This is a genomic window from Campylobacter concisus, from assembly GCF_003049735.1.
In the GTDB taxonomy this organism is placed as follows: domain Bacteria; phylum Campylobacterota; class Campylobacteria; order Campylobacterales; family Campylobacteraceae; genus Campylobacter_A; species Campylobacter_A concisus_AN.
In genome coordinates this window covers 1-14,914 of record NZ_PIRM01000007.1, presented here as the reverse complement: position 1 = coordinate 14,914, position 14,914 = coordinate 1, and the positions used below count along the sequence as shown (strand labels likewise).

The following is a 14,914-nucleotide window of genomic DNA, read 5'->3' as shown; positions in this document are numbered from 1 at the left end:
CCCTTTAGCGTTACGTATGATATTGATAACGATTATTTAATTTTAGTAAAATGTGTATTAAATTTTTATAAGGAGTTTTTGTGAAAAGTGCATTAAAAATTTCTATTTGTGCGGCAATTTTTATAAATTTACCGCTTTTTGCAAATGAAGATAAGGTTCTGCCAGAGGTTAAAGTAGTGAGTGCGACAGGATTTGAGCAAAATATCAAAGACGCACCAGCAACGCTTAGCGTTATAACTAAAGAGGCATTAGAAAAGAAAAATCACAAAGATATCGAGAGTATGACAAAGGATATCCCAAGTCTTTTTGGGACGACTCCCGAAGCGGCAAATAGACGAGGAATTTCTATACGTGGATTCTCTCCAAGATTTACTAAAATTTTAGTAAATGGCATGCCAGTACCAGGCGATAACGCCTATAAAGGGCTTAGAAGTGTTGGAGGCTCATATAGTTTCATTCCGCCAGCAAGTGCGATAAACCGTATCGAAGTGATACGTGGACCTATGAGCTCGCTTTACGGAAGTGACGCACTAGGTGGAGTTATAAATATCATTACAGATGAGTTTAGTAATGAATTTGGCGCAAATCTTGGCTCAAGCTATAAATTTGCTAGAAATAAAAATATAAGCGGTGAGTTTTACAACAGCCTTTATTTGCACTCTGGACTAATTGACGATGTTTTAAGTGTTTCTGTTTATGGTAAAAATTTAAATAAATCAGAAGATAAAATTTCTTATGCAAATAGAGAGCAAAAGGATAGAAATTTTGGTGCGAAACTATTTTTGAAGCCAAATGAAAATAATGATCTTACGCTTGAGCTTGCAAGAAGCGATGTGAAATATAAAAGAACTAAAGGCAAAACACTATCAACTGGCACTAACTCAGTTGCTAGCGAGAGAATAAAGGGAGATGTGATAAATTTAAGCCACGAAGCAAGGCTTGATAATATCTTGCTTCAAAGCTATTTATCTTATGGCAAGATAAAAGAGATAGCACAACAAAATTTGACACTAAAGACTCTAAATTTTGATACAAAAGGCTCACATTTTACTGATAATAACGCCTTTACCTTAGGACTAAATGCTAAAAAAGAAAAACTTGATGAAAAGGCAACCACAGCGGACGCTGCGAATGTAAAGAGGTATGATTATTCGGTCTATGCTGAAGATGATTATCGCCTTATAAAAGACTTTATTTTAAGTACAGGAATTCGCTATAACTACGATGAGAACTATGGCTCGCACGTTTCACCAAGAATTTATGGTATATATAACTTAAATGACTTTTTTGCCTTAAAAGGCGGAGTTAGCACAGGTTATGCGACACCTGATATCAAGCAGCGCACGCAAGATCTTGCTTTGCCATTTGCTGGAGGACTTGGAGCACAGCTTGGCAGAAGTAGCCTTAAGCCAGAGACAAGCGTAAGTTATGAATTTGGTGGCGTTTATAATAACAATGAAGGTTTTGAAGCTTCACTAACTGGCTTTTACACAAGCTTTAAAGATATGTTAAGCTATAGCCCTATCTGCCCAAGAAACAGTGGTTGTATGCATAAAGGAAAAAGTTATCCAAATGGTATTTGGGAGAGTATAAATATCGGCAAGGCTGAAATTTACGGAGTTGAGCTAACAAATGAGTGGCAGGTGACAAATGCTCTTAGACTAAATCAAAGCTATGTTTATACAAAATCAAAACAAAAAGATGGATCACAAGTTGGTAAAAGCTTAAACAACTATCCGCTTCATACATTTAAATTTGGAGCGAACTACGAGCTAAATAGATGGCTAAATTTCTGGTCACAGATAAATTATTATGGTAGAACTAAAAACTCATTTAGCTATGCTGATGATATGAGAGCTTACGTTATCGCAGATCTTGGCATAAACTACAATGTAACTAAAAATTTCAGCCTAAACCTAAGCGTTTATAATCTCTTTAATGAGTTTTTTACGACAAGATCAAACAGATATGATATCTTAATAGCCGATGGGCAAAAGATCGAGCTTGGCTTTAATCTAAAGTTTTAAAATGTTTAAAATTTGGTGGAAATTTCACTTAATTTTAGCTCTTATATTTGCTTTACCGCTTTTGATAATTTCAATTAGTGGAGCGATTATTTCGTATCACGATGAGATAATTGAGGCTTTTAGTAAAGATGAGATAGACATAGCAACTAATAAAAGTGCTTTAAAAATAGATGAAATTTTAAAGGTCTTTAGTAAGACTTGGCCAAATTTTAACCTTAGCTATATAAAGATAAAAGGCGAGATAAATAGAGCTTATGTAGTAAGTGGCACAAGCGATAGTGGCGAGTTTAAGTCGTTCTTTGTAGATCCTTATACGGGCGAGGTAGTCTCTGAAAATAGTGTGGAAAAATTTATAGGGCTAGCTTTAAATTTACATAAAAATCTAGGGCTAGCTCTATTTAAAAATGAAAATTTATCTAAATTTGCAAGTGAGCTAGTGGCGATTTCGACGCTTGCGCTACTTGCGATTTTAATAACTGGGGTGCTGATACATTTTTGGAGATTTAGAAGCAAATTTATTAGCGCCTTTAAGCTAAATCTAAAGGCAAAGAAATTTGCATTTTTATATTCGTTGCATGGGTTTTTAGGGCTTTATTTGGGGGCTATTTTGCTTATTATCTGTGTTAGCAGTCTATACTTTTCTTATGAGAGCTTTGCTAAGGTTATAAATCAAATTTATGGCGAAGAGAAGGTCTTTAAAAAGCCAAATTTTACTAGCAAAAATGGCTTTAGTCTAAGTGATGAGCAAAAGGTAGAAAATCTTCAAAAAGCTTATGAAATTTTTATTTTAAAATTTGGAAATGAGTTTGACGCTTTAAATTTTATCCTCAATAAAGACGGCGTAAAATTTATGATCTTTTACTTGCCAAAAGGTGCTAGTGAGAGTGATGGCGTTAGGCTTGCGGTCGATACGGCAAGTGGAGAAATTTTAAAAAATACCATGCCAAAATCTTTTGAAATTTATAAATTTATGCTTGATCTGCACGCTGGATATACATTCGGAGAGGCTGGAAAATTTATCTTTTTTATGGCTTCTTGTGGAGTTGGCGTGCTACTTTTTAGTGGCTATGTGATTTACTACAAACGTCGTAAAAAGTAGTCTTATTTATCTATCTCTTAACTCTTTTTAGTTATTATCCCAAATAAAATTTTTGGAAAAATCATGCAAAAAAAATACAGACCAAATGTGGCAGCTGTTATTTTGTCTAGCTTGTATCCATTTAAATGTGAAATTTTAGTCGCAAAAAGGGTGGATATGGATGATATTTGGCAGTTTCCTCAAGGCGGAATAGACGAAGGCGAGAGTCCAAAGCAGGCTTTAAAAAGGGAGCTTAAAGAAGAGATCGGAACTGATAAAATCGATATCTTAGATGAGTATCCGCAGTGGCTAAGCTACGACTTTCCAGCAAACGCGGCAAAGAAATTTTATCCATTTGATGGACAGACGCAAAAATATTTTTTGGTTAGACTTAAAAATGGAGCTAGCATAAATTTAAAGACAGAGCATCCAGAGTTTAGCGAGTATAAATTTGTAGATTTTGGTAGAAGTTTAGAGGGAATAAATCACTTTAAAAAGCCTATTTATGAAAAGGTTTTGAGTTATTTTAAAGAGAAAGGATATTTTTGATGTTGATCGTTCAAAAATTTGGCGGAACTAGCGTAGGAACACTTGAACGCATCGAAGCTGTGGCAAATAGAGTCATTGAGACAAAAAATAGCGGTGCAGACGTAGTTGTGGTAGTTTCTGCGATGAGCGGAGTTACAAATCAATTGGTTGAATATAGTGAGTATTTTTCAAAACATCCAGATGGCGTCGCCACTGATATGCTTTTAAGCTCTGGAGAGCAAGTAACGACCGCGCTTTTAACGATCGCACTTAATGCAAAAGGCTATGCGTGTGTAGGTATGACAGGTGCGATGGCAGGCATTATTACTGATGATATTCATACAAAAGCAAGGATCGAAAGGATAGAGACTGCTAGGCTAAAGGCCGAGCTAAAAGCTGGCAAGATCGTAGTTGTGGCTGGCTTTCAAGGTATAGATGAAAAAGGTAATATCACAACCCTTGGTAGAGGCGGTAGCGACCTTAGTGCAGTTGCATTAGCAGGAGCGCTTGATGCTGATCTATGCGAAATTTTTACCGATGTTGATGGCGTTTATACGACTGATCCAAGGATAGAAAAAAAGGCAAAAAAACTTGAGAAAATAAGCTATGATGAGATGCTTGAGCTAGCTTCTGCTGGTGCAAAGGTACTGCAAAATCGCTCAGTCGAGCTAGCAAAAAAACTAAATGTAAAACTCATTACAAGAAGTAGCTTTAATCACAACGAAGGTACATTAATAGCAAAGGAAGATGACAATATGGAAGCAGTTTTAGTAAGCGGAATAGCACTAGATAAAAATCAAGCAAGAGTAACACTAAGAGGCGTAGTTGATAAGCCTGGCATTGCAGCAGAAATTTTTACAGCTTTAGCTCATGAAAACATAAATGTAGATATGATAATTCAAAACGTAGGACATGACGGCACTACAAATTTAGGCTTTACAGTGCCACAAAATGAGCTTGAACTAGCAAAAGAGACTATGCAAAAGCTCTCAGCTGCAAAACATATAGAATTTGATGATGCGATCGTGAAAGTTTCAGTTATTGGCGTCGGCATGAAGAGCCATAGTGGCGTAGCATGTTTGGCATTTGAAACGCTTGCAAAAGAGGGTATAAATATCCAAATGATCTCAACAAGCGAGATAAAAATTTCAATGATCGTTGATCAAAAATATGGTGAGCTAGCGGTTCGCGTACTTCACGATGCTTATAAGCTAGATAAATAATGCAAGATTTTATTCAGTGGACGTTAAAGGCTATTAGGGACGAAGGCCCTTTGATGAGCTGGATGGAGGAAAGGCGTGTTGAATGGACGCCTTTGCTCGCATCTAGGCTTAAATTTTTACTTGAAGGAAGGGCTTTTATAACTATAAGTGATGAAGAGCGAAGATGGTTTGAAATTTATCTTTTAAAAAAGATGAACCATTCAAAAAGCATAAGGCCGTTTTTGCCATTTTTTAGCCTAAGATCGCTTTATCCATCGCTTGATGAGATAGAGACAAATGAACAAAAGCAGCTTTTAAAAGATATGCTAAGTCTTGCTTTCCCAAATGGATACTTGTTTTTTTATATCGGAAAGAGCCTTGATAAATATGCGAATTTAGCCAAAAGTGATGAGGATAGTTATATGTGGCTATTTGACGAGCAGGCGCAAAACAGCTTTACTCTTAGCTCAAGCGATGAAAATTTAGACGTTAAACTAATAAGCCTTTGCAAAATTTTTGATAAAAGCATCGATGCGGCGCTTTTTGCCAAGGTGATACTCTAAATGCTTAATAAAATCGTCGTTACAAGCGATTTTGAAAATTTAAAAGCCAAACTTGAAAGCGAGTTTGGCATAAATAATTTAAGATTTTTTATAAGCGATGATTTTTTGCTAGAAAATGCAAAAGAGGTCATCGCAGAAGCTTACATTGCTGAAAAAGATGAAAAAATTTTAGTAATACAAGCTAATTCTTTTAGGACAGAGGCTCAAAATGCACTTTTAAAGATCATCGAAGAGCCTCCAAGAAATATCAAATTTATAATAGCAACGCAGAGTAAAAATTTACTTCTACCAACGATTAGATCAAGAATGCTCATAGAAAATAACCTCACAAAAAAGCCAAAAATAACTCTTGATCTAAATTTAAAAACACTTAGCCTAAAAGAGCTAACAAGCTTTATCGATCAAAAGATAGCAGACGAGCAAGCTCAGAAATTTGGCAAAAACGAGCTAAAAGAGCTTGTGGGCGTTATAGTGACAAAGGCGGTTGATAGCGGGTATAAATTTAGCGGCGATGAGATGGATTATTTTTTCTCGCTTATCAAGCTTGCCGATCTAAATGCCAAGTCTCACGCCGTGCTAACGCCACTGCTGCTTACTATATTTCAAAAAGGACGACATTGAAATTTTATAAGATTAATAATAAAAGTGACTTTGATGAAATTTGCAAAGCCATCTCGCCAAGCCTTGCTGGTGCGAAGCTCATGCATGAAAAGAGCGAGATAAATTTTATTTTTATAGATGAGATAAAAACCCCAGCGGCAAATATCCTAAAACAAGATGCACTTAGTGTTGGAGCTGAGCTTGTGACGCATAAAGATACGATTTTGGGTAAGCAGAGTCTAAATAAAGCCTTACTAATGGCGACAGATGCGCAGCTTAGGCAGCTAGCTAAAAAAGAGAAGTTGCAAGACTTTGGGCTTAAAAATTTAGCAGCCTTTTTAGAGACAAAATTTATAAAGCCGACAAAGCCTCTTATAATGGGCGTTGCAAATATAAACACAGATAGCTTTAACGAACAAAGCCGCATAAATACGCAAAATGGTATCTCAAAAATAGAATACATGTTAGAAGCGGGTGCAGACTACATCGACCTTGGTGGCGTTAGCTCAAGGCCAGGGAGTGAGTATTGCGGCCGTGAAGAGGAGTTTAGGCGCATAAAAGATATCATTGAAGAAATTTATAGGCTAAATTTACACGAAAAGGCGAAATTTAGCCTTGATAGCTTTGATCCTTATTGCCTTGAATTTGCTCTAAATCACGGCTTTAAAATGATAAATGACATCACAGCAAACGCCTCACTCGCCACGCTTGCGGCGCGATACGATGCTGAGTTTTGCATGATGCATATGCAAGGCGATCCAGCCACCATGCAGGTTGCGCCAAAATATAATGACTTAATCGGCGAGATAGCAGACTTTTTTGAGCAAAAGATAGCCCTAGCAAAGGGGCTTGGCGCTAAAAAGCTAGTGCTTGATGTGGGCATTGGCTTTGGCAAGACGGCTGAACAAAATTTATTGCTTATCAAGCATTTGGAGCATTTTTTAAAATTTGACTGCCCACTACTAGTTGGTGCTAGCCGCAAATCAGTTATAAATCACTATTATCCAAGCGAGGTCAAAGAGCGCTTACCAGGCTCACTTTATCTACACTTAAAGGCCTTCGAAAACGGCGCTCAGATCATAAGGGCGCACGACGTGGCTGAGCACAAACAGCTTTTTGATATGCACGAGGCGATGAGGCAAGTCACGCTTTGGTAGGACGAGGCTAAATTTTGATAAAAGAGGCCAGATGAGAAATTTACTTCCGCCACCTTGGATTAAATTTCCAAGTATGGATCCATTTTCCATCGGCTGGAGGATGGGCGCTGGCGAGGATTATAAGTTTAAATTTAATGACTGGCTAAAAACACTCAGCCAAGATGAACAGTGCCAGTATCAGCAGCTCTTTACTGAGCCTGCAACGTGGCATGGATACTGGGATGAGAGGCTAGGTTTTGATGAGAGTGCACTTTTTATCAACAATGACTTTATCATTAACCTTTGGGAGCATGAGCCTAGATATGAGTTAAAATGGCTTAAAAAGCGCTACAACGCTGGAAAATCGGATAAATTTCTTCTATTTTGGGGTCATCAAAAGAGCGCTAGTATAAGTGCAAGTTGCCTTAGTCAGTGGTACGCCTCTAGTTTTTGGCAAGATGAAACTAAATACCTTTGCGCCGAGCAATATATGATGGCTAAAAAGGCTGAGTGCTTTGGCGATAAAGAGGCTTTGGAGCAAATTTTATCTGCCAAAGATCCAGCGCAGATGAAGGCGCTTGGTAGGCAGGTACGAGGCTTTGACGCTAAGGTCTGGGACGAGGTTAAATTTGGCGTCGTGCTAAATGCGAGCTATCTAAAATTTAGTCAAAATGCCCCTTTGCGAGACTTTCTGCTCCAAACTGGTAGTAAAGTTTTGGTTGAGGCAAGCCCTGTTGATAAAATTTGGGGTATAGGTTTGGGTGCAAGCGATGAAAATGCGCAAAATCCTATGAAGTGGCGAGGGCAAAATTTACTTGGCTTTGCGCTGATGAGGGCGAGGGACGAGATAGCAAAGGTCTATAAAAATGTCCATTTATGTGACGCGAGAGAGCTAAATTTAGATCATTTATAAAGTATGTTTAAGATAAAATGCGGTGTAAATTTGGAGCAAAAATGACAAAACAAGAGTATGAAAAAGCGGTAGAGACGCTAAATTCATGGGCAAAGGCCTACTACGACGAGGATGATCCACTTGCAAGTGACGAGGAGTATGACGCGCTATATCACGCGGTGCTTGATTATGAGCAGGCAAATCCAAGCGAAATTTCTATCTTTTCAACTACAAAACGCGTGGGTGGCACCGTAAAAGAGGGCTTTAGCAAGGCTAATCACATCAAACGCATGTGGAGTATGGAAGATATTTTTGATCTAGCCGAGCTTGATGCGTGGCTAAAGCGTGGTGATAAAGAAAATTTGACCTTTGTCGCTGAGCCAAAATTTGATGGAGCGAGCTTAAATTTGCTTTATGAAAATGGTGTTTTGGTTAGGGCGATAACTAGAGGAGATGGCGTTACTGGTGAGGATGTGACACAAAATGCAAAGACGATAAATTCTGTTTTAAAGAACATTAATTACAAAGGGCTAATTGAAATCAGGGGCGAGGTTGTTATAAAAAAAGAAGATTTTGAGCTACTAAACGCAGAGCGCGCAAAAGAAGGCGAGGCGCCACTTTCAAACCCTAGAAATGCAGCCGCTGGAAGCCTAAGACAGCTTGATAGTGCGGTCACTGCTAAAAGAAAGCTGCTTTTCATACCTTGGGGCGTGGGCGAGCAGAGCCTTGGGCTAAAAGATCACAGCGAGGTGATGAAATTTGTGCGTGATCTTGGCTTTGAGAGGGATGATTTTTTCAAAATTTTAAAAAAAGATGAGCTCGAGGCTGCGTATAATGAGCTTTTGGCAAGCCGTGAGGCAAAGAGCGTAATGATGGATGGCATGGTGATACGCGTAAACGACCTTGCACGCTGCGAAGAGCTGGGCTATACGGTCAAATTTCCAAAATTTATGGTGGCGTTTAAATTCCCAGCCATTGAAAAGGTGACTAGGCTAAAAGACGTTGCACTTCAAGTTGGCAGAAGCGGCGTAGTAACACCTGTTGGCGTGCTTGATGAGGTAAATATAGATGGTGCAAATGTAAAATCCGCTACCCTTCATAACTTTGACGAGATCGAGCGCCTTGGTCTCATGAAAAACGACTATATCGGCATCATTCGCTCAGGAGACGTCATTCCAAAGATAACAAAAGTTTATAAAGATAGACGAGATGGTAGCGAAGAGGTGATAGAAAGACCTAAATTTTGCCCAGTTTGTGGCTCGCACCTGCTTGATGAGGGAGCATTTTTAAAGTGTCAAAATTTAAGCTGCAGGGCAAGAGTGGTTGGCTCAATAATTCACTACGCATCGAAAAAATGCCTAAATATAGACGGCCTTGGCGATGCGATCGTAAATTTGCTATTTGACAAGGGGCTGATCTCTTGCATAAAAGACATTTACGACCTTAAATTTGATGATCTCATGGCGCTTGAGGGATTTAAAGAAAAAAAAGTAAGCAACCTTTTAAATGCTATTGAAGCTAGCAAAGGTGCGGAGCTAGCGCGCTTCATCACGGGGCTTGGCTGCGAGCACATCGGCGAAGTGGCGGCTAAAAAGCTTGCAAGTAGTTTTGGGCTGGGCTGGCTTGATGCTAGTTTTGAGGAGCTTGTCTCGCTTGAGGGCTTTGGTGTGGAGATGGCAAATAGCCTAATTGACTTTGCTGAGGTAAATAGAGATGAAATTTTAGCTCTTAGCCAGATCGTGCAGCCAAGCGTGGCGCAGATGCAAAGCATCTCAAACGCGCTAAGTGGCAAAACGGTTGTGATAACTGGCACGCTAAGCCGCCCAAGAGATGAGATAAAGGCCGAGCTTGAGAGTTTTGGCGCAAAGGTTTCAAGCTCAGTTTCTAAAAAAACGGACTTTGTCTTAGCAGGCGATGAGGCTGGCAGTAAGCTTGATAAAGCAAATGAGCTAGGCGTGCTGGTGATCGATGAGAGCGAATATGAGAGGCTAAAACTTGAGGTTTGATAACTATGTCGCAAGCGTTTTAAATATCAGTAGAAACAAGGCGAGTGAGCTCATTAAATCTGGCAAGGTGGTAACAAACGGCGAAATTTGCACCAAGGTTTCAAGCGAGGTTAGCGAGGCTAAAATTTCACTGCTTGATGAAATTTACGTTGGGCGAGGTGCTTTGAAGCTAAAGAGCTTTTTAGAGGCGATGAAATTTGATCTAGCAGGCAAAAACGCACTTGATATCGGCAGTTCAACTGGTGGCTTTATGCAAATTTTGCTTGAGCGTGGCGTAAAGAGCGTGACTGGCGTCGATGTGGGCACTGATCAGTTAGATGCTAGCCTAAGGAGTGATGAGCGAGTAAAAATTTATGAAAAAACTGACGTCAGGGGGTTTGCAAAATCGCATCAAAATAAATTTGATCTAATAACTTGCGATGTTAGCTTTATCTCTTTAGCTGAAATTTTGCCTGCCATTTGTGAGCTAGCAAGTGAGAATTCGCTCATCATCACGCTTTTTAAACCGCAGTTTGAAGTGGGTGTCGGCGTAAAACGCAACAAAAAAGGCGTTGTCACCGACGCTAAGGCTGTAAATTTAGCGATGAAGCGCTTTGAAGTGCTAGCAAGTAGCTTGAAATTTGAACTGATAGCTTGCAAAGAGTGCGAAGTAAAAGGGAAAGAGGGAAATGCCGAATTTTTTTACGCTTTTAACAAAAGATAACATCACTGCCGTTGCGATCGGGCATTTTGACGGCGTGCATAGAGGACACAAACAGCTTTTAAAGCAGCTTGGCGAGTTTGGCGGACTTGTCGTGATCGATAAGAATAAAGCCAACATCACGCCAAAGCTAAAGCGAGCGGAGTACTCAAACTACCCTTGCTTTTTGTATGATTTTGATACCATTAAAGGGCTTAGCGGTGAGGAATTTATCGCGCTGCTAAAACATGATTTTAAAAATTTAAAAAAGATCGTTGTTGGCTTTGATTTTAGATTTGGCAGAAATAGAGCATGGGATAAACACGATTTGAAAAGAATTTTTGATGGAGAGGTAGTTGTCGTTGATGAGGTTTGTTATGACGGCATGGGCGTGCATAGCTCGGCCATTAGGGAGCTGATACGCCAAGGCAACATCGAAGAGGCAAACAGGCTAATAGGCAGGGAGTACTCAATCGAGGGCAATGTGATAAAAGGACAGGGCATCGGTGCAAAGGAGCTAGTTGCAACGCTAAATTTGGATGTAAAAAATTATCTTTTGCCTAAAGACGGCGTATACGCCACAAGAACTAGGATAGGCTCATATACCTACGGCTCGGTCACATTTATAGGCAATAGGCTTAGTACGGATGGAAATTTTAGTGTCGAGACGCACATCTTAGACGAGGTCGCGCCAAAAGTGACGAGGCATGTCGCGGTTTGTTTTATAAAACGTCTAAGAGATAATAAAAAATTTAATAATCTTAGCGAGCTAAAAGAACAGATCAAATGCGATATAAACAGGGCTAGAGCTTGTGTTGGCGTGTGCGATCTTTTTGGTAACGAGACAATGAGATACTTTGATGGATACGGAGCTGGTATATGAGAGATGAAATTTTTAAAGAGCCTATAAGCAAGCAGTTTGAGTTTGACGACTTTGTAGCGAGCGTTTTTGATGATATGATCTCGCGCTCGGTACCATTTTACGACGTGAGCTCAAATTTAAATGCAAAGCTGCTAGCTAAAATTTTGCCAAAATCAGCAAAAGTATGCGACCTTGGCTGCTCGACGGCAAATAGCTTACTTTTACTAAATAATCTTAGAAACGATCTCGTGCTAAGCGGTGTGGATAACTCTGAAGCTATGCTAGCAAATGCAAAAAATAAGGCAAAAGCTTATGGAGCAAAGATAAAATTTTTGCTTGATGATATTTTAAAGTGTGAGCTAGTAGGCTTTGACGCAGTTTTGGCAAACTATACTTTGCAGTTTATCAGACCGCCAAAAAGGGCCGATCTAGTGCAAAAAATTTATAACGGACTAAATGAAAATGGAGTCTTTTTGTTTAGTGAAAAGATCATCTTTGAAGATAAAAAGCTTACTAAAAGTGTCATAGAAATTTACGAAGACTACAAACAAGCGCAAGGCTACTCACGCTACGAGATCGCTCAAAAAAGAGAGGCACTTGAAAATGTGCTGGTGCCATATACCGAAGAAGAAAATAGGAATTTAGCCCTAAATGCTGGCTTTAAGCGAGTCGAGAGCACATTTAAATGGGGAAATTTTATGAGTTTTTTGGCGTTTAAATAAATTTAAAAATATCTGCTTTTGTATTTAAATATAAAATTTAACCATAGACAGTGAAGTTAAAATTTAGATTTTTTGGCTTCGCAATGTTAAAATTCTTGGATTATGAAATTTGGTAGTAAAGAAATTTAGCGGGAAATTCCCGCTAAATTTACTCATTTATCGCTGCGTTTCCGTGGTGGTGGAAGTCATCGTAGATGATTTTTGAAGTTTGGAATTTTATGCGTTTTAGCTCGCGAACTCGTAAAAATTCTTCTTCATCGATCTTTTTGATCTGAATAGCTGCTTTAAATGTCGGAGTCTTACTGATGTAGTCCCAGCCACTGCTTGTTAACTCATTGCAAGAGCTCTCCCAGTAGTGGAAAGTCATCTGGATGATGCCATCAGGCACGATGTCTGTTACTTCGGCTTTTACGACGATGTAGCCATATCTACTCCATGCTTTGATGAAGTCGCCTTGTTTTAAACCATATCTTGCAGCAAGTGCTGGATTCATTTCGGCGATAGGTCCGATGCTATCTCCACCCTCTTCGATGGCGCGTGAGCGTCTTGTCATGGTGCCAACGGTGTATTGATAGACCTTTCTAGTGGTTAGAAGCTGTATCGGATACTCATCGTCAGTCTTTTCATCGACTGAGCCAGCCATGATAGGGTACTCAGGAGACATATTCATCTTCTTAGCAAACTCAAGTTTTGCACTCTCGATCTTATCGGCTTTATCCACAAAGAGGCATGGCACAAAACGACCTTTGCCATCAGGTGTGAAAAATTTCTTATCAAGATAGAGGCTCTGACCGCCCATATCATCTTCATTTGGACATGGCCAGTGTAGTCCATGATATTTTTTGATACGGTAATAACTCATGCCACCATATCGTCTTGGATCGCATTTTCTAACTTCTTCCCAAATTTCTTCAGGTGAGTTGAAGTTAAAGCCCTCAGTTGCCCCTAAACGGCGTGCGATCTCGCAAACGATCCACCAGTCTTGTCTAGCATCTCCTGGAGGTGTGATGACTGCTTCGTTGTGTTGTACGCGGCGCTCTGCATTTGTATAAAGTCCTTCTTTCTCGCTACTTGCAACGCCAGGAAGTATGACGTCAGCTTTTAGTGAAGTCTCGGTTAAGAATAGATCTTGAACCACGTAGAAATCAACATGAGCTATACCTTTTAAGAAGTGGTTTGTATTTGGCTCAGAGATGACTGGATTTTCGCCGATAGTCCAGAAGAAATGCACTTTGCCATCAAGGATCGCATCAGGTACTTCGGTTTTGTGAACGCCTATTTTTGAGCTCAAAAATCCAGGTTCTAGGTGCCACATTTTCTCAAACCAAGCTCTTTGCTCTGGATCAGTTACTGAGCCAAGATTTGGGAAAATATTTGGTAAAACGCCCATATCACAGCAGCCTTGAACGTTCTCTTGACCTCTAAGCGGCAAGTCGCCTGTGCCAAGCTCGCAGATGTTGCCAGTGATCAAGAATAAATTTGATACATCGCAAACTCCGCCAACGCCGTGGTTAAAGTGGGTTACACCCATGCCGTGAGTGATGACAGCTGGCTTTGTGGTAGCGTACATTCTAGCAGCCGCTCTGATATCCTCTGGATTTAGCCTTGTGTATTTAGCCACGACCTCTGGAGCATAGTCTTTTACAGCTTCTTTGACATACTCAATACCTATTGTGTGATCTCTTGCAAATTCCTCATTTACAAGGCCTTCTTCGATGATAGTATAAAGAAGTGCGTTGATAACTGGAATATTATGTTCTGGCTCTAGTTGTAAGTGAATGTCAGCTCTGCTTGCAAACTCAGTCTTAATAGGATCAATAACGATTAGTTTCGCACCGCGGTTTAGCGCTCTTTGGATGTGCATAGCTGCGATTGGGTGACCATTTTCTGGGTTTGAGCCTATCATTAATATACAGTTGCTATAAGTGCCAATCTCTGTAAAGCTATTTGTGGCAGCTCCGTTTCCGATTGTTTTAGCAAGTCCTGCTACTGTCGGAGCGTGTCAAATTCTAGCACAGTGGTCGACGTTATTTGTGCCAATTACTGCGCGCATTAGTTTTTGAGCAACGTAGTTGTCCTCAAGTGTGCAACGTGCTGAGAAATTTCCGGCTAATGCGTCTGGGCCATATTTTGCTTTGGTCTCTTTCATTTTTTCTACGACAAGATCAAGCGCCTCGTCCCAGCTGGCTTCCTCAAAATCACCATCTTTTGAAAATACGCCATTTTTCTTTCTAATAAGTGGTTTTGTGAGTCTATCTGGACTTGCAACGTAATCCCAGCCATAAAAGCCTTTTAAACATAAATTTCCTTGATTGACTGGATTGTCTTCAACGCCTGTGGCGGCACGAACGACATTATTTTCCACATGCAAGGTTACTTGACAGCCTGTCCCGCAATAAGGACAGATGACTTTGCCTTCTTTCATCATTTTCTCCTTTATTATGCAGTAATGCATATTTTTATATGGATAATATTACTAGTCGGATTCTTAATCTTTAATAAAAATTCTTTATCTATAAAAATAAATTTTTAATTTAAGTTATAATTAATTTAATTCTACTAAAGTCAATTATTTAGGGATTTTAAAATTTATTTAAAATTGATAAATTTATTATAAAA

At 39.5% G+C, this 14,914-nt stretch carries 13 protein-coding genes; 12 read left to right on the top strand and 1 reads right to left on the bottom strand.

The window, feature by feature from the left end:
- Positions 1–80 precede the first annotated feature (80 nt).
- From CVS97_RS08720 to cmoA, 12 genes are all read left to right on the top strand, one after another.
- Positions 81–2,027 carry a TonB-dependent receptor domain-containing protein gene (locus tag CVS97_RS08720; protein ID WP_107785795.1) on the top strand — a complete coding sequence of 649 codons (1,947 nt, stop codon included), beginning with the start codon at positions 81–83 and terminating at the stop codon, positions 2,025–2,027.
- A gap of 1 nt (position 2,028) precedes the next feature.
- Entirely contained in the window at positions 2,029–3,126 is a 1,098-nt protein-coding gene (locus CVS97_RS08715; protein WP_107785794.1) for a PepSY-associated TM helix domain-containing protein, read from the top strand.
- Between the two features lie 63 nt (positions 3,127–3,189).
- Positions 3,190–3,654, top strand: coding sequence for an RNA pyrophosphohydrolase (locus tag CVS97_RS08710; RefSeq protein WP_021091471.1), 465 nt, complete (start codon positions 3,190–3,192; stop codon positions 3,652–3,654).
- Positions 3,654–4,856 (top strand): aspartate kinase, encoded by a 1,203-nt coding sequence (locus CVS97_RS08705; protein ID WP_021091541.1) that lies wholly within the window; start codon positions 3,654–3,656, stop codon positions 4,854–4,856. Before CVS97_RS08710 ends, CVS97_RS08705 begins: the two co-directional genes overlap by 1 nt.
- Positions 4,856–5,398: a HobA family DNA replication regulator gene (locus CVS97_RS08700; RefSeq protein WP_085658247.1), complete on the top strand. Its 543-nt coding sequence runs from the start codon at positions 4,856–4,858 to the stop codon at positions 5,396–5,398. The genes CVS97_RS08705 and CVS97_RS08700 overlap by 1 nt, the downstream gene beginning before the upstream one ends.
- Positions 5,399–6,019, top strand: a complete 621-nt coding sequence (locus tag CVS97_RS08695; RefSeq protein WP_107785793.1) for a DNA polymerase III subunit delta' — start codon at positions 5,399–5,401, stop codon at positions 6,017–6,019.
- On the top strand, positions 6,016–7,155 hold the full coding sequence (gene folP / locus CVS97_RS08690; RefSeq protein WP_107785792.1) for a dihydropteroate synthase: 1,140 nt from the start codon (positions 6,016–6,018) through the stop codon (positions 7,153–7,155). The genes CVS97_RS08695 and folP overlap by 4 nt, the downstream gene beginning before the upstream one ends.
- A gap of 31 nt (positions 7,156–7,186) precedes the next feature.
- A complete protein-coding gene (locus CVS97_RS08685; protein ID WP_107785791.1) occupies positions 7,187–8,047 on the top strand; it encodes an NADAR family protein in 861 nt (286 codons plus the stop codon).
- A 41-nt stretch (positions 8,048–8,088) separates the two neighbouring features.
- Complete coding sequence (ligA, locus tag CVS97_RS08680; protein ID WP_107785790.1) at positions 8,089–10,032, top strand: NAD-dependent DNA ligase LigA; 1,944 nt, start codon at positions 8,089–8,091, stop codon at positions 10,030–10,032.
- Positions 10,022–10,735: a TlyA family RNA methyltransferase gene (locus CVS97_RS08675; RefSeq protein WP_107785789.1), complete on the top strand. Its 714-nt coding sequence runs from the start codon at positions 10,022–10,024 to the stop codon at positions 10,733–10,735. The genes ligA and CVS97_RS08675 overlap by 11 nt, the downstream gene beginning before the upstream one ends.
- The gene (locus tag CVS97_RS08670; RefSeq protein WP_107785788.1) at positions 10,701–11,594 is read left to right on the top strand and encodes a bifunctional riboflavin kinase/FAD synthetase; all 894 of its coding nucleotides are present in this window, start codon (positions 10,701–10,703) and stop codon (positions 11,592–11,594) included. The genes CVS97_RS08675 and CVS97_RS08670 overlap by 35 nt, the downstream gene beginning before the upstream one ends.
- Positions 11,591–12,295, top strand: coding sequence for a carboxy-S-adenosyl-L-methionine synthase CmoA (gene cmoA / locus CVS97_RS08665; RefSeq protein WP_084042104.1), 705 nt, complete (start codon positions 11,591–11,593; stop codon positions 12,293–12,295). Before CVS97_RS08670 ends, cmoA begins: the two co-directional genes overlap by 4 nt.
- Before the next feature lie 148 nt (positions 12,296–12,443).
- On the opposite strand, the gene CVS97_RS09665 is transcribed toward cmoA, so the two are convergent.
- Positions 12,444–14,723: a molybdopterin oxidoreductase family protein gene (locus CVS97_RS09665; protein ID WP_413784190.1), complete on the bottom strand. Its 2,280-nt coding sequence runs from the start codon at positions 14,721–14,723 to the stop codon at positions 12,444–12,446.
- Between the last annotated feature and the right edge of the window lie 191 nt (positions 14,724–14,914).